This window comes from Kitasatospora sp. NPDC056181 (assembly GCF_042266225.1).
Taxonomy (GTDB): domain Bacteria; phylum Actinomycetota; class Actinomycetes; order Streptomycetales; family Streptomycetaceae; genus Kitasatospora.
The window spans coordinates 22775-47547 of sequence record NZ_JBHJUK010000010.1 but is presented as its reverse complement, the minus strand read 5'-3'; the positions used below and the strand labels follow the sequence as shown (position 1 = coordinate 47547).

The 24773-nt window shown below is 75.0% G+C and carries 16 protein-coding genes; 7 read left to right on the top strand and 9 right to left on the bottom strand.

Going from position 1 to position 24773, the window contains the following annotated elements:
* Position 1: 1 nt before the first annotated feature.
* The gene (locus tag ACFC1F_RS06855) at positions 2 to 208 is read left to right on the top strand and encodes a hypothetical protein (RefSeq protein ID WP_376156172.1); all 207 of its coding nucleotides are present in this window, start codon (positions 2 to 4) and stop codon (positions 206 to 208) included.
* Positions 209 to 342: 134 nt separating this feature from the next.
* Here ACFC1F_RS06855 and ACFC1F_RS06850 read toward each other — a convergent pair whose 3' ends face one another.
* Positions 343 to 1290: a helix-turn-helix domain-containing protein gene (locus tag ACFC1F_RS06850; protein WP_209410386.1), complete on the bottom strand. Its 948-nt coding sequence runs from the start codon at positions 1288 to 1290 to the stop codon at positions 343 to 345.
* Positions 1291 to 1387: 97 nt separating this feature from the next.
* On the opposite strand from ACFC1F_RS06850, the gene ACFC1F_RS06845 reads away from it, so the two are divergent.
* On the top strand, positions 1388 to 2419 hold the full coding sequence (locus tag ACFC1F_RS06845; RefSeq protein WP_376156170.1) for a saccharopine dehydrogenase NADP-binding domain-containing protein: 1032 nt from the start codon (positions 1388 to 1390) through the stop codon (positions 2417 to 2419).
* 104 nt (positions 2420 to 2523) lie between these two features.
* On the opposite strand, the gene dnaE is transcribed toward ACFC1F_RS06845, so the two are convergent.
* Positions 2524 to 6081, bottom strand: coding sequence for a DNA polymerase III subunit alpha (dnaE, locus tag ACFC1F_RS06840; RefSeq protein ID WP_376156168.1), 3558 nt, complete (start codon positions 6079 to 6081; stop codon positions 2524 to 2526).
* A 357-nt stretch (positions 6082 to 6438) separates the two neighbouring features.
* Here dnaE and ACFC1F_RS06835 point away from each other — a divergent pair, with 357 nt between their 5' ends.
* From ACFC1F_RS06835 to ACFC1F_RS06825, 3 genes are read left to right on the top strand one after another with little or no spacing between them, the layout of a single operon-like run.
* On the top strand, positions 6439 to 7401 hold the full coding sequence (locus ACFC1F_RS06835) for a hypothetical protein (protein WP_307852911.1): 963 nt from the start codon (positions 6439 to 6441) through the stop codon (positions 7399 to 7401).
* Between the two features lie 20 nt (positions 7402 to 7421).
* On the top strand, positions 7422 to 8189 hold the full coding sequence (locus tag ACFC1F_RS06830) for a hypothetical protein (protein WP_245204220.1): 768 nt from the start codon (positions 7422 to 7424) through the stop codon (positions 8187 to 8189).
* Complete coding sequence (locus tag ACFC1F_RS06825; RefSeq protein WP_376156166.1) at positions 8167 to 9078, top strand: inositol monophosphatase family protein; 912 nt, start codon at positions 8167 to 8169, stop codon at positions 9076 to 9078. Before ACFC1F_RS06830 ends, ACFC1F_RS06825 begins: the two co-directional genes overlap by 23 nt.
* Before the next feature lie 174 nt (positions 9079 to 9252).
* Here the strand turns inward: ACFC1F_RS06825 and ACFC1F_RS06820 are convergent, their stop codons facing one another.
* Positions 9253 to 10455, bottom strand: coding sequence for an SLC13 family permease (locus ACFC1F_RS06820; RefSeq protein ID WP_307852912.1), 1203 nt, complete (start codon positions 10453 to 10455; stop codon positions 9253 to 9255).
* A gap of 289 nt (positions 10456 to 10744) precedes the next feature.
* Here ACFC1F_RS06820 and ACFC1F_RS06815 point away from each other — a divergent pair, with 289 nt between their 5' ends.
* Positions 10745 to 16672 (top strand): TIR domain-containing protein, encoded by a 5928-nt coding sequence (locus ACFC1F_RS06815; RefSeq protein ID WP_376156165.1) that lies wholly within the window; start codon positions 10745 to 10747, stop codon positions 16670 to 16672.
* Between the two features lie 102 nt (positions 16673 to 16774).
* On the opposite strand, the gene ACFC1F_RS06810 is transcribed toward ACFC1F_RS06815, so the two are convergent.
* From ACFC1F_RS06810 to ACFC1F_RS06785, 6 genes are all read right to left on the bottom strand, one after another.
* Positions 16775 to 18022 (bottom strand): ABC transporter permease, encoded by a 1248-nt coding sequence (locus tag ACFC1F_RS06810; RefSeq protein ID WP_376156164.1) that lies wholly within the window; start codon positions 18020 to 18022, stop codon positions 16775 to 16777.
* A gap of 1 nt (position 18023) precedes the next feature.
* A complete protein-coding gene (locus tag ACFC1F_RS06805) occupies positions 18024 to 18842 on the bottom strand; it encodes an ABC transporter ATP-binding protein (protein ID WP_376156162.1) in 819 nt (272 codons plus the stop codon).
* Entirely contained in the window at positions 18839 to 20611 is a 1773-nt protein-coding gene (locus ACFC1F_RS06800; protein ID WP_376156160.1) for a peptidoglycan-binding protein, read from the bottom strand. The genes ACFC1F_RS06805 and ACFC1F_RS06800 overlap by 4 nt, the downstream gene beginning before the upstream one ends.
* Positions 20612 to 20683: 72 nt before the next feature.
* Positions 20684 to 21349 (bottom strand): hypothetical protein, encoded by a 666-nt coding sequence (locus ACFC1F_RS06795; RefSeq protein ID WP_376156158.1) that lies wholly within the window; start codon positions 21347 to 21349, stop codon positions 20684 to 20686.
* Positions 21349 to 22266: a hypothetical protein gene (locus tag ACFC1F_RS06790; protein WP_376156156.1), complete on the bottom strand. Its 918-nt coding sequence runs from the start codon at positions 22264 to 22266 to the stop codon at positions 21349 to 21351. Before ACFC1F_RS06790 ends, ACFC1F_RS06795 begins: the two co-directional genes overlap by 1 nt.
* 127 nt (positions 22267 to 22393) lie before the next feature.
* The gene (locus ACFC1F_RS06785) at positions 22394 to 22729 is read right to left on the bottom strand and encodes a hypothetical protein (protein ID WP_209410396.1); all 336 of its coding nucleotides are present in this window, start codon (positions 22727 to 22729) and stop codon (positions 22394 to 22396) included.
* 767 nt (positions 22730 to 23496) lie between these two features.
* Between ACFC1F_RS06785 and ACFC1F_RS06780 the strand changes: the two genes are divergently transcribed.
* Positions 23497 to 24579, top strand: coding sequence for a helix-turn-helix domain-containing protein (locus ACFC1F_RS06780; protein ID WP_376156154.1), 1083 nt, complete (start codon positions 23497 to 23499; stop codon positions 24577 to 24579).
* Positions 24580 to 24773 lie beyond the last annotated feature (194 nt).

The window sequence follows — 24773 nt, the reverse complement described above, 5'->3', positions numbered from 1 at the left end:
CATGAGTGAGAGCCAGATCCTGGTGGCCGTCGAGGCCCCGCCGCGCGCCGGGGAGCAGGCCGCGGGACCGGAGGTGGGATCGGACGCGGGACCGGACGGGGAGCCGGCCGCCGCACTCCGGTCGGTCCAGGGCGACCGGCCGTCCTCCTCCGGGCAGCCACGCGGCCGGGCGGCGCACTGCCGGATCGCGATGCAGTACCTCGACTGACGCGGCCGCCGTGCCGCCGGGCCGCTGGGCCGCCGTGCCGCCGGGCCGCTGTGCCGCCGGGCCGTGCCGCCCGCCGCTGCACCGGCGCGTGCCCGCGGCCGCCCGTCCCGGGGGACGCCGGGCCTCCGGCGCCGTCAGGCGGGCCTGGCGCTGCGGAACGAGCGCCGGTAGGTGTCGGGCGGGACGCCGACGACCCGCTTGAACTGGCGGCGCAGCGTCGTGGCCGTCCCCATGCCGGTCGCGACGGCGACCGACTCGACGCTCTGGTCGGTGGCCTCCAGCAACTCCTGGGCACGGCGCACGCGTTGGGTCAGGAGCCACTGGAGCGGCGGCTGCCCGGTCACCGACCGGAACTGCCGGCCGAGGTGGCGCGGGCTGGTGTTCGCCCGCCGCGCCATGTCGGCCACCGTGAGCGGCCGGTCGAGCCGCTGCAGGACCCAGGCGAGCAGGTCGGCGAGGACGTGCTCGCCGGTGACCTGCACCGGCGTCGCCACGAACTGCGCCTGGCCGCCCGGCCGGTGCGGCGGCATGACGAGACGGCGGGCGACGGAGTTGGCGACGGCCGCGCCGTGGTCGAGGTGGACGAGGTGCAGGCAGAGGTCCACGGCGGCGGCCTTGCCCGCAGCCGTGAGGACGCTGCCGTTGTCCGTGTAGAGCACGTCGGGGTCGACCAGGGCCAGCGGGTGGCGTGCGCCCAGCTCCGCGGCGTGGGCCCAGTGCGTGGTGGCCCGCCGGCCGTCCAGCAGGCCCGCGGCCCCGAGCACGAACGCCCCGGTGCAGAGCGAGGCGACCCGGGCGCCCGCCGCGTGGGCGGAGCGCACGGCTTCGACGAGCTCGGCCGGCGGCGGCTCGTCGATGTCGGCGCACGCGGGCACGATCACGGTGTCCGCCCCGGCCGCGCGTTCCAGTCCGTGGTCGGGCTCGACCGTGAACGGGCCGACCCGCACCGGCCCGGGCCCGCAGAGCAGGACGTCGTACCAGCCCTCCGTGACCTCGCGCGGGGGGTTGCCGAAGATCTCGTGGGCCACGGCCAGTTCGAAGTGCAGCAGGTGACCGACGGTCAGCAGCGCGACGGTGGGCATGTCCGAAAGTGTACGGGTGGCGTCCTTCCGGACCATCACGCTCCGGTCCGGCCGGCGGCCAGACTGAATCCGTCAGCACGGCGAGAGCGGGGGAACGATGAGTACGACGGCGGCAGTGGTGGTTTACGGGGCGACGGGGCACACCGGCCGGTTCGTGGTGGCGGAACTGCGCAGGCGCGGCCTGGCCGCCGTGGTCTCCGGCCGTGACGCGGCCCGGCTGGAGGCGCTGGCCGCCGAGTGGGGCGACGTGGTGGTGCGGCCCGCAGCCGTCGACGACCCGGACGCGCTGGACCGGGCCCTCGCGGGTGCGGCGGCCGTCGTCAACTGCGCCGGGCCGTTCGCGGTGACGGGAGGGCCGGTCGTCGAGGCGGCCCTGCGTGCGGGGATCCCGTACGTCGACGTCGCGGCGGAGATCGAGGCGAACGCCGCGATGTTCGCCGACCACGCGGAGGCGGCCCGGCGGACGGGCACGCCCGTGGTGCCGGCGATGGCCTTCTACGGCGGGCTGGGTGACCTCCTGGTCACCGCGGCGATGGGGGAGTGGACGGCGGCGGAAACGGTGGAGGTCGCGTACGGGCTGAGCGGCTGGCACCCCACGCCGGGCACCCGGACGGCCGGCGAGGTGTCCCACCGGCGTCGCGCGGGCCGCCGGGTGCGGTTCGCGGACGGCGCGCTGCAGTACCACGACGACAAGGCGTCGGAGCGGGAGTGGCACTTCCCGGAGCCGCTGGGCCGGCGCGCCGTGGTCGCGGAGTTCACCATGGCCGACGTCGTCACCGTGCCCAGCCACCTGGCCGTGCCGGACGTCCGCACCCACATGACCGTCGAGGCGGCGCGGGACCTGGCGGGGGAGGACACGCCGGCGCCGGAGGCGGTCGACGACCTGGGGCGGTCGGACCAGACCTTCGTCGTCGACGTGCTGGTCCGCGCGGACGGCGTCGAGCGCCGCGCCACCGCCCGCGGCCGGGACATCTACGCGATCACCGCGCCGCTCGCGGTGGAGGCCGTCCGCCGGATCCTGGCGGGGCGGACCCGGACCACGGGCCTGGCCTCGGCCGGCGCGATGTTCGACGCCGCGGACTTCCTCCGGTCGCTGGCCCCGCACCTGGCGGTCGAGCTCCCGCACTGACGGGCCGCCCGCGGACGGTCGGCGCCCGCGGACGGGTGGACCGTGCCCGTCCGCGGGCGGGTGGACTGTCCCCGTGCCCGCCCGCGGACGGTGCCCGGGGGCGCCTAGACCGTGCCCGCCCAGGAGTTCGTGCCGAGGAGCGTCTTGATGTCCGAGGCGAGGCCGTTGTCGGGGTTCACCAGGAAGCCGAGCTCGTAGAGGGTGTCCTTGTCCCAGTTGGTGGTCAGCAGGCGGACGGGGACGTCGCCGGGGTGGGCCTGGAGGGCGAGCTTGAGTTCGGCGACCGTGTTGGCGGTGATCTTGCCGAGCGGCATGTTGATCTGGACCGGCGGCTTGGTGCCGAGCTCGGCGGAGGAGACGTCGAGGGTGGTGATCTCCTGGCCGAAGATGCTCAGCGAGCCGTCCCGCTCGTTGAGGCGCCCGCGGGCCGAGATGACGTTGTCCTCGACCATCTGGTCGGCCATCAGGTTGTAGGTGGCGGGGAAGAACAGCACCTCGACCGAGCCGTCGCGGTCGGCGAGGGTGATGATCGCCCAGGCGTTGCCGGCCTTGTTGATCCGGCGGTCGACGGCGGTGATCAGGCCGGACAGCCGGACCTCGCCCTCGGTCCGGCCGGAGCCGAGGAGTTCGGCGATGGAGGTGTCGCGGTTCTTGGAGAGGATGTGCTCGGCGCCGTCGAGCGGGTGGCTGGAGACGTAGAGGCCGAGCATCTCGCGTTCCAGGCTGAGCAGTTGGCGGCGCGGCCACTCGCGGTCGGTGAGCTCGAAGTCGAGCCCGATGGCCGGGCCGGAGCCCTCAGCGCCGTCGAGGGCGCCGAAGAGGTCGTCCTGGCCAATCGCCTGCTGCTTCTTCAGCCCGGTCACGGCGTCGATCGCGGTCTCGTGGACGGTGCTGAGCGAGAGCCGGGTGTGCCCGAGGGAGTCGAAGGCGCCGGCCTTGACCAGGGAGTCGACGGTCCGCTTGTTGCAGACCACCAGCTCGACCTTGTCGAGGAAGTCGGCGAAGGAGGTGTACTTGCCCTTCTCCTTCCGGGTCTTCACCAGCGACTCGATGACCGGCACGCCGACGTTGCGGACGGCCTTCAGGCCGAAGCGGACGTCGCTGCCGACGGCGGTGAAGTCGACCACGGACTCGTTGACGTCGGGGGAGAGGATCTTGATGCCCATCTGGCGGCACTCCGCCAGGTAGACGGCCATCTTGTCCTTGTCGTCGGCGACCGAGGTGAGCAGGGCGGCCATGTACTCGGCGGGGTAGTTGGCCTTGAGGTAGGCGGTCTGGTACGAGACCAGGCCGTACGCGGCGGAGTGCGATTTGTTGAAGGCGTAGCCGGCGAAGGGGACCAGGACGTCCCACACGGCCTGGATGGCCTCGTCGGAGTAGCCGCGCTCCTTGCAGCCCGCGTGGAAGGGGACGAACTCCTTCTCCAGCACCTCCTTCTTCTTCTTGCCCATCGCACGGCGGAGCAGGTCGGCCTGGCCGAGCGAGTAGCCGGCCAGCACCTGGGCGGCGCGCTGCACCTGCTCCTGGTAGACGATCAGGCCGTAGGTGGGGCCGAGGACCTCCTTGAGGGGCTCCTCCAGCTCGGGGTGGATCGGGACGATCTCCTGCTGGGCGTTCTTGCGCAGGGCGTAGTTGGTGTGCGAGTTCATGCCCATCGGGCCGGGCCGGTAGAGCGCGGACACGGCGGAGATGTCGGCGAACTCGGTGGGCTTCATCAGCTTGAGCAGGGCGCGCATGGGGCCGCCGTCGAGCTGGAACACGCCCAGGGTGTCGCCGCGGGCGAGCAGCTGGTACGTGGTGGGGTCGTCGATCGGGATCTTCTCGATGTCGACGTCGACGCCCCGGTTGGCCTTCACGATCTTGATGCAGTGGTCGATGATGCCCAGGTTCCGCAGACCCAGGAAGTCCATCTTGATCAGGCCCATGGCTTCGCACGACGGGTAGTCGAAGCCGGTGATGATGGTGCCGTCCTTGTCCCGCATGTGCAGCGGGATCAGCTCCAGCAGCGGGGTGGAGGAGAGGATGACGGCGGCGGCGTGCACACCGGTGCCGCGGATCAGGCCCTCGATGCCGCGCCCGGTGTCGATGATCTTCTTGACGTCGGGCTCGTTGTCGTACAGCGCCCGGATCTCGGTGCCCTCGTTGTACCGGGGGTGCTTGTCGTTGAAGAGGTCGGCCAGCGGGACGCCCTTGCCCATGACGTCCGGCGGCATCGCCTTGGTGATCCGGTCGCCCATCGCGAAGGGGTAGCCGAGGATGCGGTTGGCGTCCTTGACGGCGGCCTTGGCCTTGATGGTGCCGAAGGTGTTGACCTGGGCGGTGTAGGCGGAGCCGTACTTCTCGGTGACGTAGCGCACCATCTGGTCGCGCTGGCGGTCGTCGAAGTCGATGTCGACGTCCGGGGGGTTGATGCGCTCGGGGTTGAGGAACCGCTCGAACAGCAGGTCGTGCTCCAGCGGGTCCAGCTGGGTGATGCCGGTCAGGTAGGAGACCATCGAGCCGGCCGCCGAGCCACGGCCCGGTCCGACCGGGATGCCGTTGTCCCGCCCGTACTGGCAGATGTCGGCGACCACGAGGAAGTAGGCGTCGAACCCCATCGGGGTGATCACGCCCATCTCCAGCTCGACCCGGTCCAGCACCTCCTGGCTGGGGTTGTCGCCGTAGCGGTGCTGGAGCCCGGCGGCGATCTTCTGGCGCAGGTACGAGGCCTGGGTCTCGCCCTCGGGCACGTCGAACTGCGGCATCCGGTCGACGTAGGTGAAGACCTCGCCGTACGACTCGACCCGCTCGGCGATCGCCAGCGTGTTGTCGCAGGCCTCCGGCAGATCGCGGAAGAGCTCGCGCATCTCCTCGGCGGTCTTGACGTAGTAGCCGGAGCCGTTGAACTTGAAGCGGTTCGGGTCGTCCTTGTTCTTGCCCACGCCGACGCAGAGCAGGCTGTCGTGGGCGTCCGCCTGGTCGGCGGTGACGTAGTGCGAGTCGTTGGTGGCGAGGAGCGGGATGTTCAGCTGCTTGGCCAGGCGCAGCAGGTCCTCGCGGACGTCCTGCTCGATGGAGAGGCCGTGGTCCATCAGCTCCAGGAAGTAGTTCTCCTTGCCGAAGATGTCCTGGTAGGCGCCGGCGGCCTTGACCGCCTCGTCGTACTGCCCGAGCCGCAGCCGGGTCTGCACCTCGCCGGAGGGGCAGCCGGTGGTGGCGATGATGCCGGTCGCGTTGGCGGCGATCAGCTCGCGGTCCATCCGGGGCTTCATGTAGTAGCCCTCCATCGACGCGAGCGAGGAGAGCTTGAAGAGGTTCCGCAGGCCGGTGGCGTTCTGTGCCCACATGGTCATGTGGGTGTAGCGGCCGCCGCCGGAGACGTCCTTGCCGCCCTCGCCGTCGGAGCTGGCCGGGCGCTGGCCGCCGGGGGACCAGAAGACCTGCTTCTTGTGGAAGCGCGATCCCGGGGCGACGTACGCCTCGATGCCGATGATCGGCTTCACGCCGGTCTTGGCGGCGGCGTGGAAGAACTCGTACGCGCCGAACATGTTGCCGTGGTCGCTCATCGCGATGGCCGGCATGCCCTGCCGCTCGGCCTCCGCGAACAGCTTGCCGTTCTTCGCGGCCCCGTCCAGCATCGAGTACTCGGTGTGGACGTGCAGGTGCGCGAAACTGTCGGACACGTCGGCGGGCTCCTTGTCGGCGGGGCTGGCGTCCGGGGCGGGCACCCCGGGGCGGAGCCCTCCAGGCTAGCCGGTCGGCGCGGACGACTCGCCCGGGCGGGCACCACGGCGGCGGTCCTTGACGTGATCCTTCCGGTCCTCCTGCGGGCTCCGTGCGGGCTCCTCGCGGCCTCCTCGCGGCCTTGTCGCAGCCTCCTGCGGCCTGAGTGAACGGCCTCCCCGCGGTCGCCGTGCGCTCTCCGGCCCGGCCCCCGCAGGGAGGGCACCACCAATGGGAGGCCAGCCGGAAAATTCGCCGTCTGGTCGTCAATTGCCTGCGAGACTTACCATGTTGGCCGACGAACGAGGGGGTGCGGGGTGACGCAGGGGGGTGCGGAGCCCGGGCGGCGGCTGGAGAGCGCGATCGCCTGGGCGCTGCGGAACTCGGACGGCGTCGTCGCCTTCTGCGGCGCGCTGGCCGTCGGGCTGCTCGACCTGTTCGGCGGCGGGCTCGGGGACAACGTCGTCTCGGGCGCGACCCTGCTGGTGCTGGCGGCGGTCGTGTACGGGTCGCTGGCCGAGCGCCGGCGCCGGATCAGCGACATCCGGGAGGCGACGGCCGGTGCCCGGCAGGCGCTGGACAACCTGACCTCGGTGCGCGAGCTGGCCGGGGTGGAGCTGGAACGGGCGCTGGAGCGGGCGCGCCAGGACACCGACCGGTGGGTGTTCAAGGGCGGCACCGGCACCTACCTGCGGGCGGTCACCCTGCCCGAGTGCGTCCGGGAGGCGCAGCGCCGCCGCCGCTCGCTCACCGTCAAGATCGACATCGTGCACCCGGGTGACGAGCGGGCCTGTGCGGCGTACTCGCGGTTCCGGGAGACCTTCGGCAGCCGCCCGGACGGCGCGCAGCCCGGCGGGTGGAGCGTGGAGCGCACCCGCCGGGAGTCCTACGCCACGGTGTTCGCCGCCGCCTGGTACCGCCAGCGGCTCGACACCCTGGAGATCGACGTCCACCTCTCGTCCGTCGTGCCGACGCTCCGCTTCGACCTCTCGGCGTCGTGCCTGGTCATCACCCAGGACGACCCGCGGAGGGTCAGCCTCTACGTCGAGCGCGGGCGCCCGCTCTACGACTACTACGTCACGGAGCTGCACCACTACCGGGAGCAGGCGGTCAAGCTCGACCTGCGGGACACCGAGCCGCTCGGTGACGACCCGACCGTCGACGAGGCCCGGCGCCTCTTCGACCAGCTGGGAATCCGGCTGCCCGCCTCCTTCTCGGACGCGGACGTCGCCGACATCATCGACAGGGCGCTGCACGCGGAGAACCCGTACCGCAGGTAGCCGCCGGAGGGAGGAGACGTATGGACCCCTTCACGGACCCCGACCCGGACCCCTTCACGGGCCCCGGTACGGATCGCAGCCCGGATCGTGGCCCGGGCCCGGGTACCGGCTCCCGCGCGGGCCTCTTCGCCTCGCTCGACCTGGCCGCCGGGGAGGCCGAGGCCTCGCCCGCGCTGGACGGGCTGGTCGGCGGGATCCTGGCGGAGGTCGCCTCGGGCGCGAGAGCCGTGCGGGCCGTCGCCCACCCCCTCGGCTTCTTCTGCCTGCCGGTGCTGCGCGACGGCGCGCTCGGCGTCTGCGTGCACGTCTTCGGGCCGGACGCCGCCGGCCCGCGCCCGGCCCGCGCCGTGCGGGAGATCCACTGCCACAGCTGGGAGCTGAAGAGCAGCGTGCTGTACGGGCGGGTCGGCAACCTGCGGGTCGGGGTCCACGACGAGCCGGTCCGCCCGACCCACCGCGCGTACGAGGTGCACAGCGCGGCGGGCACGGACGAGATCCGGCCGACCGCCCGGCTGGTGCGCTGGGAGCCGCTCGGCGAGCGGACCAGCGCGCGCGGCGAGACGTACACCCTGGCGGCCGGCGAGTTCCACGCGACCGTCCTGCCGGGCGGTGCACCGGCCGCGACGGTGGTGCTGGGGCGCTCGGTGCCCGGCCCGGTGGACGTCGTCCTCGGGCCGCTCCACGGCCGTGCCCGCCGGGTGGTGCGGCGGCAGTGCGACGCGGCCCGGACCGCCCGGATCGCCGAAGCGGCAGCCAGGAGGCTCAGTGAACCCCCGTCCGAAGACTGACCCCGGAGGCCCCGGAGGCCCCGGCGGTCCCGGCGGTCCCGGCTTCGAGGCCGAGTGCCAGGCCGCGGTCGACATCGCCGAGGAGGCGGGCGGGCTGCTGCGCTCCCGTTTCCGGCGCGCCTTCCGGATCCACCCGAAGGGCGAGGACGGCGACGTGGTCACCGAGCTGGACCTGCTGGCCGAGGAGCTGGTCACCCGGCGGCTCGCCGAGCGCTTCCCGTCCGACCGCGTCGTCGCGGAGGAGGGCGGCGGGACCGGGCCGGGTGCGGGCGGCGGGGGCGGACCCTCCGGGCGGACCTGGCTGGTGGACCCGCTCGACGGCAGCAACAACGTGGTGGTCGGCCTGCCCGTCTACGTGGTGGGCATCGCGCTCTGCGTCGGTGACGAGCCGGTCCTCGGGGTCGTCCACGACCCGGTGACCGGCCGGACGTGGCGGGCGGTGCGCGGCGGCGGCGCCTTCGGACCGCGCGGGCGGCTGCGCCGTCCGTCCGGCCCGCCGGCCCCCGCCGGACCGGTGCTCGCCTGGACGCAGGGGCACGGGGTGCCGGCCGGCGACCCGGTGTGCCGGGCGCTGAAGGAGGGGCTGGAGGCCGGCTCGCGGCGGCTGCTCCAGCTCTGGGCGCCCCTGCTCACCTGGTCGATGCTGGCCCGGGGTGACATCGATGGCTTCGTCGGCTACCGGGCGGAGGAGATCGACCTGCCCGCCGGGTGTCTGCTCGCGGCCGAGGCGGGCCTGGAGATCCGCCGGCTGGACGGCGGCCGGTTCAGCGGGCGGATCGGGCAGCCGGACACCGCACGGAGCTTCGTCGCGGGGCGCCCGGAGGTGCTGCCCCACCTGCTGGACCTGGTCGCCCGGGCCGCCAAGCCCGACGACGGCTTCGGGCCGTGAGGCGCCGGGCCCGTTTGCGCGCCGGGCCCGTACGCGCCTGCCGGGCCCGTCCGCGCGCTACCCCGGGCCGGACCCGCACCGGGCCGGACCCGCACCGGGCCGGACCCGCACCGGGCCGGACCCGCACCGGGCCGGACCCGGGCCGGGCCGGGCCGGATCCGCCACGGCCCCCGGCTAGGAGGTCAGCGCGAGCGCCGACGTGGCCAGCAGTACGCCGCCCACCGCGAGCACCGCGCTGGTCCCGGCGACGCCCCGCAGCGGCACCCGCAGGCCGGCCGAGCGGCACCGCTCGTACCAGAGCAGGGTGGCGAGCGAGGCCCACGGCGTGATCAGCGGGCCGATGTTGGTGCCGATCAGCAGCGAGAGCAGCTGCTGGTGGTTGGCGACCGGTACCGCGGCCTCCCCGGCGAGGTACACGGGCAGGTTGTTGAGCAGGTTGGACAGGCCCGCGCCGACGGCCGAGGCCCGGAACATCCCGAGCACCCCGCCGTCCGTCCCGATCGCCGAGGCCAGCACCCGGTGCAGCCCGTGCGCGTCGACGGTCTGCACCACGAGGAACATCCCCGGCACCATGACCAGCAGCCGCCACGGGACGAGCGAGGTCCGCAGCGCCTCCGGCCGTCGGACGGCGAAGGCCGCCACCGCGACCAGGGCGGCCGCGCCCGAGGCCACCCAGAGCGGGAGACCGCTCAGCAGGGTCGCCAGCAGGAAGCCGGCACAGGCCAGCCCGCAGACCCGGAACAGCACCGGGTCGCCGGGCCGGTGGGCCGGCGGCGGCGTGTAGCCGTCGGCGCCCCGGCGGCCGCGCCGCCAGTAGAACCCCCAGAGGCAGGCCATCGTCGCCAGCAGGGCGGCCAGCTGCGGCGCCCACATCACCCGGGCCAGCCCGGCGGGGGAGAGCGCGACCCGTTCGGCGGCCAGCAGGTTGGTCAGGTTGGACACGGGCAGCAGCAGGCTCGCGGTGTTGGCCAGCCAGACCGTGGTCATCGCCAGCGGCAGCGGCGCGATGCCCACCCGGGTGGCGAGGGCCAGCATCACCGGGGTGAGCAGGACGGCCGTGGTGTCCAGGTTGAGGGTCATCGTGGTGACGGCGGCGAAGGCCACACAGAGCAGGAACAGCACCGGGTAGCTGCCCCGCCCGGCTCGCGCCACACCCGCCGCCACCACGTCGAACACCTCGGCCGCGCTGGTGAGTTCGGCCAGCACGATGACCGTGCCGAGGAACGCCAGCAGCGGCGCGATCCGGGAGAACGCGGCTCCGGCCGAGGCGGTCGGCAGCAGACCGGTGGCGAGGAGGAGCAGTCCGCAGGCGAGCAGCGCCGCGGCCACCCAGTCCAGGGGGTGGAGGCGCCTGACGGTGGGCCAGTAGGCAAGCACGCCCGCCAGGGTCGCACACGGTTGTTCTCACGTCGAGACCGGGGTTGGGCGCAGGCGAGAACCGGGCGCGACGGGGGCGCGGGGCGGGCGCGACGAGAGTGCGGGGCGGACCGCACCACGGGCGGGAGCAGGGCGGGTCGCGGCCGGGAGCGGGGCGCGACGGGGACGGGACACCGGCCGGGCGTGGCCGGGGCACAAGCGGCACACGGGCGGGACGCGGGCGAAGCAAGGCCAACCAGCCGGGCCGAACCGGGTTTACCGGCCCCCGATCGGTCATAAGCTCTCCCCCATGGGGGCTATGGACGCGACCCCGGGTGGCCCCGGGCCGATCGACTTCTTCATCAGCTACTCACCGGCGGACGAGCGGTGGGCGGCCTGGATCGCCTGGACGCTGGAGGAGGCGGGCTACCGCGCCTTCCTCCAGGCCTGGGACTTCGTCCCCGGGACCAACTTCGTGGACTTCATGGACCGGGGCGTCACCGAGTCCGCCGCCACCATCGCCCTGCTCTCCCGCCACTACGAGCGCTCCCGCTACGGGCGGATGGAGTGGCAGGCCGCCCTGCGCTCCGACCCGGACGCCCCGGACCGCCGGCTGCTGACCGTCCGCATCGAGGACATCCCGGTGGACGGCCTGCTCGCCACCCTCACCTACATCGACCTGGTGGGCGTCGACGAGCCCGCGCACGCCCGCCGGCTGCTGCTGGCCCGGGTCGGCCAGGCGATGGACGGGCGGGCCCGGCCCGAACTGCGGCCCGGTTACCCGGGCGGGTCCGCCGGCGTGCCCGCCGCCCCGGCGCAGCCGCAGGTGCCCGAGCCCCGGCCGGTCGGCGGGACGGGCTGGGCCGGCCGCCGCAGGCCGTCCGTCCCGCCCGAGTACCCGTCGGCGCCGGAGCGGACGGGCGAGCGCGAGGGCGTCTCGGTGCTGCACCTGGCAGGCCCCTCCTTCGGCCGCGGCAGCGACCCGGTGGACCTCCAGGCCGCCATCTGGGGCGACCTCGTGGAGCTGGCCGACGCCGGCGCCCCGGCACCCGAACTGGTCGTCGTCACCGGCGACCTGACCGCCTCCGGCAGCCCCCGCGAGTGCGAACAGGCGCTCGCCTTCCTCACCGGGATCCGCTCCCTGCTCGGCCTGGAACCCCACCGGGTGGCCGTCGTGCCCGGCGGGCAGGACGTCAGCCAGGCCGCCTCGCGCGCCTACTTCAGCACCTGCGAGGCCGACGAACTGCGACCCACCCCGCCGTACTGGCCCAAGTGGCGCCACTACGCCCGGCTGTTCCAGGAGTTCTACCAGGGCCTGGACGTCGTCTTCGACAGCGCCCAGCCGTGGACGCTCTTCCCCGTGCCCGAGCTCGGCACCGTCGTCGCCGGCCTCAACTCCTCGATGGCGTACAGCCACCGCGCCGACGACCGGTACGGTTGGCTCGGCCCCGAGCAGGCCGCCTGGTTCGCCCAGGCGCTGCGCCCGTACGAGAACGACGGCTGGCTGCGGATCGGCGCGCTGCGCCACCCGGTCACGGCCCGGCCCGCCGGCGCCCGGTCGGCCCGGGCGGGCCAGGACGCCGAACCGCTGCGCGACCTCGACCGGTTCACCCGGCTCACCGCGCCGCGGCTGCACCTGCTGCTGCACGGACCGGCCGACTCCCGGACGGCGGTCCGGACGCTGTCCACCGCCGCCGGCGAGGTCGGCGTGGTGGGTGCCGGCGGCCCCGGCACCCACCAGCTGCTCCGGCTCACCCGCGACGGGCTCACCCGCTGGCCCGCCCCGGGCGCCGAGCTCCAGCAGACGCCCGCCGTCTGGCGCCGGGCCCACCGGGCCTTCCCGCCGCCGCCCGACGCGGCCGCGCCGCCCGCCCCGCCGCAACCGCAGGCCGCCACCGTCCCGCCGCCCGTCGAACCCGAACGCGAGGCCCGGGAACTGGCCTCCCCCGCCGACACCCTGCTGGCCCGGGTCGCCGAGGTCTGCCGGACCCGCCACGAGGGCGCCCAGATCCGCGTCGTCGCGGGCGCGCCGCCCCAGCTCCTCGTCACCTGGACCGAGTCCGGCTTCGTCCGCCAGCAGCGCGTCGCCGCCTGCGTCTCCACCCCCACCGCCGAGGACGTCGACCACTTCGTCGACGCCGTGCACGCCGCCGGCACCGCACCCGACGCCGAACTCGTCCACGACGGCCCGCCGCCACCGCGCGAGCTGCGCGACCGCGCCCGGCGGCGCGGCGTCCGGCTGCGCAGCTTCGTCGAGTTCCAGGGCCTGCTCGACCTGCGCGGCTACGTGGCCGCGCAGAGCGAGCGGCTCAGCACCGACGGCCAGTACCAGCCCGGCCTCTACCTCCCGCAGCGCTACCGCGACGCCGAACGCCCCGGCGGCGCCGAACGCGACGGCCTGGTCGACGAGATGCTCCGGCTGCTGGAGTCCGACCACGGCCGGTTCCTGCTGCTGCTCGGCGACTTCGGCCGCGGCAAGACCTTCGCGCTGCGCGAGCTGGCTCGCCGCATCCCCACCGAACTCCCGCACCTGACCCCGCTGTTCATCGAGCTCAGCGCGCTCGACAAGGCGCACTCCTTCGACGGTCTGGTGGCCGCCCACCTGACCGCCCACGGCATCGACACCATCGACCTGCGGGCCTTCCGCTACATGCTCCGCCAGGGCCGCATCGTGCTGCTCTTCGACGGCTTCGACGAGCTCCTCAACCGGGTCAGCTACGAGCGGGCCGCCGACCACCTCCAGGTGCTGCTGGACGCCGCCGTCGACAACGCCAAGATCGTGGTCAGCAGCCGCACCCAGCACTTCAGCTCACAGGAGCAGGTGCTCACCGCGCTCGGCGAGCGGGTCGGCCTGCTGCCGCAGCGGCGGCTGCTCGCCGTCCAGGACTTCACCACCGCGCAGATCCGCGGCTACCTGGTCAACCGCTACGGCGACGAGACCGCCGCCGACCGCCGGATGCGCCTGCTGGAGGCCATCCCCGACCTGCTCGCGCTCTGCCGCAACCCCCGGCTGCTCAGCTTCGTCGCCGACCTCGACCACGACCGGCTGCGGGCCGTCGCCGGCGCCGGCCGGGCGCTCAGCGCCGCCGGCCTCTACCAGGAGGTCTTCACCGCCTGGCTGCGGTTCGAGGAGCGGCGCGGCCACGGCGGGCCGGGCGCCGCGCCCGGCCTCGGCCTGGACCAGCTCTGGGAGGCCGTCACCCTGCTCGCGCTGCGGCTCTGGGAGAGCGGCCGCAACGCCATGCCGTACGACGAACTGGTCGACATCGCGGGCGTGCTGACCGGTCTGGCGGAGACCAGCCTGCCCACCCCGCAGGTCGCCCACGCGGTCGGCTCGGGCTCGCTCCTGGTCCGCTCCGACGAGGGCATGTTCCAGTTCATCCACGGCTCGGTGGTCGAATGGCTGGTCGCCCGCGCGGCCGCGGCCGGCCTCGGCCGGGGCGAGCCCGACCTGCTCACCCGGCGGCCGCTCAGCCGGCTGGCGGTCGAGTTCCTCTGCGACCTCGCCGACCACCAGGTCTGCCAGGAGTGGGCCGGGTCCGTCCTGGACGGCGCGGCGGACTCCCCGGGCGCCGACGAGACCGCCCGGTCCAACGCCGTCAAGGTGCTGGCCCGGCTGCGCGTCCCCGCCCACACCGACCTGCGCGGCGCCGCCCTGGCCGGCGAGGACCTCTCCCACCGGGACCTCTCCGGCGTCGACCTCGCCCGGGCCGACCTCACGGACGCCCGGCTGCTCGGCGCCAACCTCGCCGGGGCCTCGCTGCGCGGCGCCCGCCTGGTCGGCGCCCGCCTCGACGCGGCCGACCTCACCGGCGCCGACCTGAGCGACGCCGACCTGCGCGGAGCCCGGCTCATCCGCACCGACCTGCGCGGCGCCCGCCTGAGCGGCAGCCGCTGGCAGCGCGCCGCCCTGATCTCCGCGGTCACCGACGCCCGGGTGCTCGCCGCCCCCGAGCTCCGCGCCGCCGCCATCGCCCCCGGCCTGCCCGTCGAGGCCGGGTTCCGCCCCTCCGAGGTCGGCGTCCCCTACGGCTTCGACGTCCGCACCACCCGGCTGCCCGAGCCCGTCGCCTTCAGCGTCGACGGCCAACTGCTCGCCGTCGGCAGCGACGACGGCTCGGTCCTGATCTGCGACGCCGTCACCGGTGTGGCGCTGCGCACCCTCAAGGACCACATCGGCCGGGTCTACGCGGTCAAGTTCGCCGGCGACGTGCTCGCCACCGGCAGCGCCGACGGCACCGTCCGGCTCTGGGACCCGGTCTCCGGCGAATGCCGCCACCGCCTCGACGTCCACCCCGGCGGCGTCTGGCCGGTCTCGCTCGGCCCCGGCGGCGCCCTGCTCGCCACCGGCGACGCCGAGGGCACCGTCACCCTCTGGGACACCGCCGCCGGCCGGCTGCTGCGCAGCCTCCCCGGCCACGTCGCGCCCGTCTACACCGCGGTGTTCAGCCCCGACGGCTCGCGGCTCGTCACCGGCGACCTGGCCGGCGCGGTCCGCGTCTGGTCCACCCGCAGCGGCCGCCTGACCGCCGAACTGCCCGGCCACCGCGGATCGGTGTACCGCGCCCGGTTCAGCCCGGACGGCACCCTCCTGGCCACCGGCGACGGTGGTGCGGACGGGGCGACCGGCGGCACCGTACGGCTCTGGGACATCGCCCGGGGACGGCTCCTGCACACCTTCGACGGACACCTCGGGCGGGTCTACACCCTGGCCTTCCACCCCGACGGCGACCTGCTCGCGAGCGGTGACACCGCGGGCCGGGTCCGGCTCTGGAACCCCCTCGACGGGACGGCCGCCGGAGAGCTGGAAGGCTGCACCGGCGCGGTCTACCAGGTGGCCTTCGACGCCGACGGCACCCGGCTCGCGGCCGGCGACAGCGACGGCGTGGTCCGGGTCTGGCGGGTCGGCCCCGCCGCCAGGCGCGGCGGCGCCGCTGCCGGTGGCGGCGATGGAGGCGGCGGTGGCCGGGAGGTGGTGCCGCTGCGCCGTCAGCCGCCCGAGCACCGGGGTTCGGTCTGGGCCTGCCGGTTCCGCCCGGCCGACCGCCCGGCCGCCGGACCGGTCGGCGAGGCGGCCGGCGGCCCGGCCGGGGCGGACGCGGAGGCGCTGCTGGTGACGGGCGGCAACGACGGCGCCGTCCGGCTCTGGGAGCCCGGTTCCGGCCGCAGCAGGCAGCTGCTGCGCGGCCACGGCCGGCGCATCGGCTCGCTCTCCTTCAACGGCGACGGCACGCTGCTCGCGGCCGGCGGCAACGACGGCGTGGTCCGGCTCTGGGAGCCCGCCACCGGCCGTCGGGCCAGGGAACTCGCGGCCCGCAGCAGCCGGCTGGTCTCCGCGCAGTTCGGCCCGGAGGGCCCGCTGATCGCGACCGCCAGCAACGACGGCGACCTCTACCTGTGGAACGCCCTGAGCGGCGAGTACCTCCGCGAGATGGACGTCGAGACCGAACACATCTGGGCGGAGGCCTTCAGCGCCGACGGCGTCTTCGTCGCCACCGCCAACGACGACGACACCGTCCGCATCTGGTACCGCAGCACCGGAGCCCACGTCGCGACCCTGCGGGAGCACCGCGGCCGGGTCCGCTCCATCGCCTTCAGCGCGGACGGGCGGCGGCTGGCCACCGGCTGCGACGACAGCCGGGTCCGGATCTGGGACATCGCGACCGGCCGGATCGAGACCCAGCTCGAAGGCCACCACGACCGGGTGTACGCGGTCGCGTTCGCGGCCGACGGCCGTTGGCTGACCAGCGCCTCCTGGGACGGCGACGCCGTGGTCTGGGCCGACGGCGCCGTCCGGCACCGCCTCGGCGGCCACGTCGGCCGGCTCTGGACCGCGGCCGTCCACCCCCGCCGGCCGCTCCTCGCCACCGCCGGCGACGACCGCGTCGTCCGCCTCTGGGACCCGCACACCGGCCACGACCTCGGCCGGCTCCGCGGCCACACCGGCCGGATCCTCGCCGTGACCTTCAGCCCCGACGGCTCGCTGCTGGCCAGCGGCGGCGAGGACGGCACCGTCCGCCTCTGGAACGTCCCCGCCACCGGCGTCCCCACCCCGCGCGCCACCCTCCTCGGCGCGCCCGACGGCTGGGCCGCGCTGCTGCCGTCCGGCGCCTACAAGTACGAGGGCGACGTGGTCGGCGAGTTCTGGCACGCCGTCGGCATGTGCCGGTTCGAGCCGGGCGAGCTGGACACCCACCTCCCGGGCGTGCACCGGCTGCCCCCGGAGGCGGAGCTGTGAGGGCTGCTGCCGCCTCCGGCGCTGCCTCCGCCTCCGGCCGGCGGTGTGCGGGCCGCGCCGTGCGGCCGGGGGCCGCGCCGACAGGGCCCCGGGCCGTGCGGCTCAGGCCGTGCGGAGGGCCTTGAGGGGGTCGGTGCGGGCGGCGCGCAGGGCCGGGTAGAGGCCGGCCAGGAGACCGACGACCGTGCCGATCAGCGGCGCGGGGAGGGTGGCGGCCGGTTGCAGCACCGCGGTCCAGTCGCGGGCCGCGGCCGTCCCGAGGACCACCAGGACGCCGATGCCGGTACCGATCAGGCCGCCGAGGGTGCCGAGCACGGTGGACTCGGTGAGGAACTGCCCGGCGATGTGCCAGGTGCGGGCGCCGAGGGAGCGGCGCAGGCCGATCTCCTGGGTGCGTTCCAGCACGGCGACCAGCGTCGTGTTGGCGATCCCGACGGCGCCGACGACCAGGCAGATCCCGGCGAGCGCGAGGAACAGGCCGGTGAGGTCGGAGGTGACCTTGTCCTGGAGGCTGTGCGGGTCCGGCGGCGGGACGACGGTGAACCGTTCGGGCGCGTCCGGCCGCAGGGCGACGGCGAGTTGGCGGGCCACGACGGGGGCCGCGCCCATCCGGGTGGCCACCAGGAGCTGGGCCTCCTGGTCCTTGCCCGTACCGGGGTTGCCGAACCGGTCCAGCGCGGTGCTGGTCGGGATGACGATGCCCAGCAGGCTGTCCGGCAGGCGCTGGACCTCGGAGTAGACGCCGATCACCGTGAACGGCAGACCGTCGACGAAGACCGCGGGCTGGGCGTCCAGCCGGTTGACACCGAGACGCTTCGCGGCGGCCGAGCTGAGCAGCGCGACCGGCAGCCGTTCACGCTGCGCGAAGGCGTCCAGGGTGGTGCCGGCGGCCAGCGTCGGCTGCATCGCGGCGACCGCGCCGGGGGTGGCGGCGAGCAGCGAGAGGCCCTGGCCGGCGGAGTCCCCGGTGGGCGTGGCGGAGATCCGCACGTCGGCCTTGGGGACCCGCCACCAGACCCCGGCCGCGGCCACGCCGTTGATCCGGCCGGCCCGGGCGTCCGCGTCCTCGGGGAACCCCGTCGGCGGGTTGGCGCCGGGGGCGAGGCCCTCGGTGGAGGGGTGGTCGGAGACGGTGACGGTGGTCGCCTTGGTGAGGCTGAACTGCTCGCCGATCTGGCCGGAGGCGGTCGCGGTGAGGCCGAGCACGGCGACGAAGGCGCCGATGCCGAGGACGGTGCCGAGCATGGTGAGGGCCGAGCGGCCGGGCCGCTGGAGCGTGCCGGACATGGCCTCCGCGAGGAGGTCGCGCAGGCCGAGGCGGGAGGCGGGGTCGGACAGGACGCTGCGCACCTCAGGCCTCCCTGCTGCCGGCCGGGCGGGAAACGGACGGGCCGGGGACGGCCGGGCCGCTGCCGGTCGGGCCGACGACCGCCGGTTCGCGCCCGGGTTCGGTGAGGCGGCCGTCGGCGATCCGGACGGTGCGCTGGGCACGGGCGGCGACGGCGGGGTCGTGGGTGATGACGAGCAGGGTGAAGCCCTGGTCGTGGAGCTCGTCGAACTGGGCGAGCACGGCGCTCGCGTTGGCCGAGTCGAGGTTGCCGGTGGGTTCGTCGCAGAGCAGCAGGCTGGGCCGGTTGACCAGGGCACGGGCGATGGCGACGCGCTGGCGCTCGCCGCCGGAGAGCGTGCTGGGCAGCGCGTGGGTGCGGTGGACGAGGCCGACCTGGGCGAGGGCGGCGCGGGCGGCCGCGCCGCGTTCGGTGCGCGGGGTGCGGTTGTAGACCTGGGCGAGCTGCACGTTCTCCTCGGCGGTGCGGTGGGCGAGCAGGTGGAAGGACTGGAAGACGAAGCCGATCCGGCGGCCGCGCAGGGTGGAGCGGTCGCGGTCGGAGAGCCGGGCGGTGTCGATGCCGTCGAGTTCGTAGCTGCCGGTGGTGGGGGTGTCGAGCAGGCCGAGCAGGTGCAGCAGGGTGGACTTGCCGGAGCCGGAGGGGCCGGTGATGGCGACGTACTCGCCCGAGTGGACGGCCAGGTCCGCGGGGTGGAGGGCGGTGACGGGCGGCGGGCCGGGGAAGCTGCGGCCGAGGCCGCGCAGCCGGATGACCGGCGCCGCGGCGGTGGGGGTGGGCACCGTGGCGGCGGTGGCGGGCGTCGTGGCGGGGGCGGTCACCGGCCGACCACCACCTGGTCGCCGGCGGCGAGCGTGCCGCCCTCGGCCGCGGTGACGGCCACGAACCCCTGGTCGGCGACGCCGGTGGTGACGGTGACGTTGGTCCGGGCGCCGGCGGCGTCGACCTTGGTGACGGCGGTGCGCCCGGCCGAGGTGGTGAACACCGCGGCGACCGGGACGGCCAGCACCGGCGCGGTCGAGTCGCCCTTGAGCACGGTGATCTTGACGTTCTGGCCGTTCAGCTCCGCCGGGATCGGGCCCAGGGTGGTGATGGTCACCGGGATGTACGCGGCGACGCCGCCGCCCCCGGCGGTCGACTGGGAGCCGCCCGACCCGCCCGCACCTCCGGTACCGCCCGAACCACCCGATCCGCCGGTGCCGCCGCTGCCGCCCGAGGAGCCACCGCCCCCCGGCCCTCCGGCCCCGCCGCCGCCGATCGGGACGACCCTGCCGGAGAGCGCGGCGGTGGTCTGCGCACCGAGCCCGGCGACCGTGCCGGTCAGCTTGGCGCCGCCGCCCGCCTCGGCGAGGATCTCGACGGTCATCCCGGGCTTCACCCCGGCGGCCTGGCCGGGCGTGAGCTGCCCCACGAGCCCGAGCTGTCCGCTCATCAGGGAGAGCAGCACGCCGGTGGCGGGGGAGCCGACGGCGGCGTTGACGGCCGTCACGGTGGCCGGGACGGTGGGCAGGACGACCGCCTCGGCGGCCGGCAGCATCGGACCGTTCACCGCCTCGGCCTTGGCGAGGGTGTCCCGTTCGGCGGCGAGCTGCTTCTTCGCGGCGTCGAGCTGCTGGTCGACGGTCAGCCCGCCCGTGCCGCCGCTGCCGCCGGGCGTGCCGCCGGGCGTGCCCGTGCCCTGCGCGGAGGCGGTCGTGCCGGGCGGCGTCGTGCCGCTGGGGGTCGTGCCGGTCGAGGGGGTGCCCGTGGGCGTCGTACCGGTGCCGGTGGATCCGCCCGTGGCGCCCGCCGACTTCTGGGCGGTGAGCGCGTCCACCGTCTGCTTCGCGGCGTCCACCGCCTTGCGCGCCGTGTCCACGGCCTGCTGGGTGGCCGTTCCGGTGGTCGGCACCGGGTAGCCCAGGTGCTCGTAGTACGCCTTGACGGCCTGCTTGGTGCCGGCGCCGAAGGTGCCCGAGGCGTCGGCTCCGGTCCGGTAGCCGAGCCCGGCGAGGGCGGCCTGCACCTCGGCGACGTCCGGTCCGGTGTCGCCGGGCCGGACGTCCCGGTAGGCGGGGACGGGCCCGGGCAGGACGAACAGCGGCCGGCCGGAGACCTCGGCCAGTTGCTGCCCGGCGGCGACCTGGTCCCCGGCCTTCACCCGCAGGCCGGACACGTAGAGCTGTTTCACGTCGGCCGAGGAGGCCGAGGGCAGCACGTCGTACTGGGTCGGCGGGAAGACCATGCCGCGCAGCACGACCGAGGGGTTCAGCACCTGCATCCCGGCGGTGGCCGTGATCAGGGTCGCGGGCGGCGGGTCGGTGGCGGCGGCCCGGTCGGCGGGGGACTTGACCAGCGAGGCGGCGCCGAGCCCCCCGACGGACACCACCGCGGCCACCGCCGCGACCAGGAGGAACGCCCGCCGCCGCCGGACCAGCCGGGACCGGCCGGGCGGCCCGGCGCCCTCCGGCACCTCGTTGCCGACTACCGCGTCCGGCCCCTCGCCGCCGAGTACCGCGTCCTGTCCCGCGCCCCCGTCGGCGCTCTCCTCGACCGGCCCCACCGAGCCGGAACCGTTCCTGCCGCGCCCGAACAACCCACCGTCTCCCAACGACCTGGTCTCCCCGCTGGACCTGGTGGTCCGGTCGGCGGGCCCCGGGGAGACGGGGGCCCGCCGACCGGGTCAACAGGGACCGAGGACCTGACTGTCCGTCACCAGCCAGTGGCCGTCCCGCTGGGCCAGCGTGTAGTGCGCCAGCTGGTTGGGCCGGTCGACCAGCTGGCCCGGGTCCTGCTGCCCGGACGTGGCGTCGTACTGGAGCCACTTCCGGACGGCGACGCAGTCCTCCAGCGCGGCGGTCTGCGCCCGGACCTCGATGCCGCGCACCGTGTGGTCCACCGGGCCCTTGGCGACCAGGTTGCGGGTGCCGAGGGCCTGGAGGTTCTGCCGCAGCTGGGCCAGCTGGTTGCCGGCCGCGCGCTCCGGGAGGCCGGCACCGTCCGCGCCGGAGCCGTCCTTGCCGGGGTTGGCGTTGGCCTGCAACAGGCTGTCCCAGTAGGCGAGGTAGTCCTTCCGGACGGTGTCCTGCTCGGCCGTCCACTTCGGCTGCCCGCCCGCGGCCGCGTCCTGGCCGGAGTCCTTGCCGCAGCCCGACACCCCGGCGGCCACGAGGACGGCCGCGACGAGCGGCAGGGCCACCGCGCGCAGCCCGCGGGCCCGCGCCGGAGCGGCCTGTGCCGCGCGGGCCTGCACCGGAACGGCCTGCACCGGAGCGGCCTGGGCCGCATGGGCCTGTGCCGCGCGGGTGGCTGCCGGTCCGGTCCCGGCCGGTCCGCCGGAGGTGGCCATCAGCCGCCCCCCAGCGCCTTCTTGACGACCGCCATCCGCTGGGCGGCGGCGTCCTTGACGGCCTGGAGCCCGGACTCGTTCCGCGCGATGAGCGCCTTCTGGTAGCCCTCCTCGACCGCGTACCAGGTGGCGAGCAGCTTGGCCTGCGTCTTGCAGCCCATGTCGGCGGTGGCGGTGTCCCGCTCCTTCTGGCCGACCGGGTCGGGCCAGGCGGCCGCGCTGGCGTCCACCGGGGTCTGGTACTGGTAGCCGAGCCCCTTCATGCAGCTGCTCCAGGCGTCCAGCGCGGCCCGGACCCGGGTGTCCTCACCGGTGAGGCTGTGCGCCTGCGCCCGCAGGTCGCCGACCAGGTCGCTCTTGGCCTCCGGGATCTTGGCGTCGGCGAGCTGCCGGTCCATTGCCGCGTGGCAGCCCCGGTCCGCCGTCGTGCCGTTGGTGGGCCCGCCGGGGCGCATGTCCCCGTTGAGCGCCTTGCCGTACTCGGGCGACTCGTTGGGCCGGCCCTCGGCGGTCGGCACCGAGCCGCCGCCCGCGGCCGGCGGCGGCCGGTGGTAGCCGGTCTGCTTGGCCGCGGTCAGCGAGAGGATGCCCAGCCGCTCGGAGTCGATCGGCGCGGGCGGCGGCTTCTGCCCGGCCGCCGCGGGCGTGTAGTCGAAGCCCTTGGCCTGCATGCAGGTCCGGGTCGCCTGCTCCCGGGCCTGGACGAACAGGAGGCTGTCGCCGGAGCTGATGCCGTAGCCGTCGAGCGGCAGTGCCACCTCGGCGCCGTCGGCCGGTTCGGTGAGGACGGCGGGGATGGCCGGCGCCGGGATCTTCTCGGTCGCCGAGCCGCCGTCCTTCGAACTGCTGCACGCCGCCGCCAGGAGCACCGCGCTCGCGGCCAGGCAGAGGCGGCCGAGTCGCGCACCACGGAACATGATCGGTCTCCGTCCTTACATCTCGTTCGTGTCCGGGCCCGGACGACCGGCCAGGGGCCACCGCGGGTGCTCGCCCCGCGGTGGCCCCTGGCTGCTAAGCCCCTGTGCCGTCAGCGACCGGGGGTGATCAGCAGTGGTACGTCGTGTTGTAGGCCCACATGTAGCTGTTGGCGCTGTAGTTGGTGGCCCAGAAGGACCCGTTCGCCAGGTAGTGGTCCTTGTAGGACCAGCCCGTGTTGCCGTTGATGTTCTGACCGGTCACGTAGCAGTAGATCCAGGCGGACTGGTCGGAGTAGCCGCGGCCCTGAAGCGTGCAGCTGGTGTTGGCGCAGGTGCGCAGGGCCACGCCGCCGTCGCGGGTGTCGTACCCGCCCCAGCTGCCGGCCGAGGCCACGCCCGCACCGGCACCGACGGCGCCGAGGCTCAGCAGTCCGGCGGCGGCCGCCGTCGCGATCTTCCGCATTGCTCCTCCTGATGGTTACGAGAGAATCCGCCGCCCTGGCCGGACGGCGGGTCGAACCTTTCAGGCGGACGGCTCCGCCGATCGAATTGCCCGTGATCAGCAGCCGTTCGCACGGCACTGATCCTGCCGGGCATTCAAGCACAGGAACAGGAACCACCTCCAGAAGTTGACCGGAAGAGCGGCCCGGACCGGTGAAAATTCGGGGAAACTTCCGGTGCAGTACCGGAATCCGGCTTCGCAGAATTCCGGGCCGGCGGAAATTCCGGACAGTGCGGGGCGATCCGTCCGGAACGAGGGTGCGCGGGGCCCCGTGGCCGGCCGCGCGCCGGCGTTCCCGGACGGGTCCCGGCAGCCCTCCCACCGGGTCCGCGGGCCGGTGGTTCGTGGGCGCCGGCCCCGGCGTGATGCCGGATCGTCCTTCACTGACGGGTCCTCATACGGCAGAATCGGTCCGCCGGTACCATCGCCGGCACCCTGATCCCGCTCCGCCGCAGGCCTCCGCACCGAGGTGGCCGTCCGTGCGGTCGCACGTCCACGAGCCCTACCGGGCCCGGCGGGCGAGAGGCGGACCGGCCGGCGAACGGTCGGCCTCCGGAGCGGTGGAGCACGGGCGCGTCCCGCGGGATCGCGGTGCAGAGTTGCGTACGTATGCCGTGCGGCGGGGTCGGACGGGGAATCCGGCCGACAGTTCGCGCGCGTTCACGGCAATTTTCACGGGGGAGTACGGGGGAAGTTCTGTGAGTCGAAGAGCGGATAAATTCGGGCCATTGCTGCGATCGGAGCGCAGGCGGGCGGCGTTGAGCCAGGAGGAACTCGCCGACCGCTCGGGGGTCACCGCCAGGGCGATTAGCAACCTGGAACGCTGTTGTTGTCGCCCGAGGGGGCAGACCGTCCGAAGACTGGTCGAGGCGCTGGAATTGCCGGAATCCGAGGCCGCCGCACTGCACCGCGCGGCGCGCGGGGTCGAGGCCTCCGGCGGCCCGGCAGCGGGGCTGGATCCGGGGCCGGAGCCGGGGCTGCCGTCCTGGGGGGAACCGGAGGCCGGTCAGGAGGTGGTGCAGGGCGTGGAACCCCCGGCGGAGCCCGGCGTTTCCGCGGAGTCGGAGTCGGAGCCGGAGCCGGAGCCGGAGTCGGAGCCGGAGTCACCGGGGGAGCCGGCCCTTCGCCCTTTGACGGAGGCCGAGTTGAACCGGTTGCTGGCCGGCCTCGCCCTCCTGGATCCGGCCGCGACGGCGGGTTCCGCCGGGCCGGTCGGCTTCGGCCGCCTGCTGCGGCTCCAGCGCCGGCGCGCCGGGCTGAGCCAGGAGGAACTGGCCGGCCGTTCGGGGCTGACCGCCCGCGCGATCAGCAACCTGGAACGCCACCGCAGCCGGCCCCGCGGGCAGACCGTCCGGCGGCTGGTCGAGGCCCTGCAGCTCCAGGGTGCGGAGGCCTCGGCCCTGCACGCCGCGGCCTCCGCGGCCTCCGGGGCCGAGGCGGCCGCGACCGCTGCCACGCCCGCCCCGCTGCCGGTCCGCCCACCCGGCCGGCCCGGGCTCTCCTGGGCCGGGCCGCCCACGCGGCAGCCGCCGCCGTACGCGGATCCGACGCTCCCGGACGTGGCGGCCGCGCTGCGCCGGCTCCGCGTCGGCCTCGGCCGGCGGAGCACACCGGGGACCGGTGCGGGGGTGCCGACAGGGCCGGTGGGGCTGGAGCCCGGAGCCTTGGAGATGCCGGCCGACGCCCTGGCCGGTCTGCGGCCCGCGCTGCGGCTGGCCACGACCGTGATGCTGGCGCGCCCCGAGCTGTACCGCGACACCATCTCCGAGTGCCTGAACCTGCTGTACGGCCTGACCGAGGCCACACCGTGACGTGACCTGATGTGACGTCACGCCAGGTTGTGGCGGCGCGTGGTGAACGGTCTTCTCCGCTGTGCGCCAGGGGGGTTCGCACCGCACGCGCCGATCCGTACCGCACGCGCCGATCCGTACCGCACGCACCGCCGGAACAGCCCGCACCACCCGCACCACCCGCACCGGTCCCAACCACCCTGCCCGGGCACGGC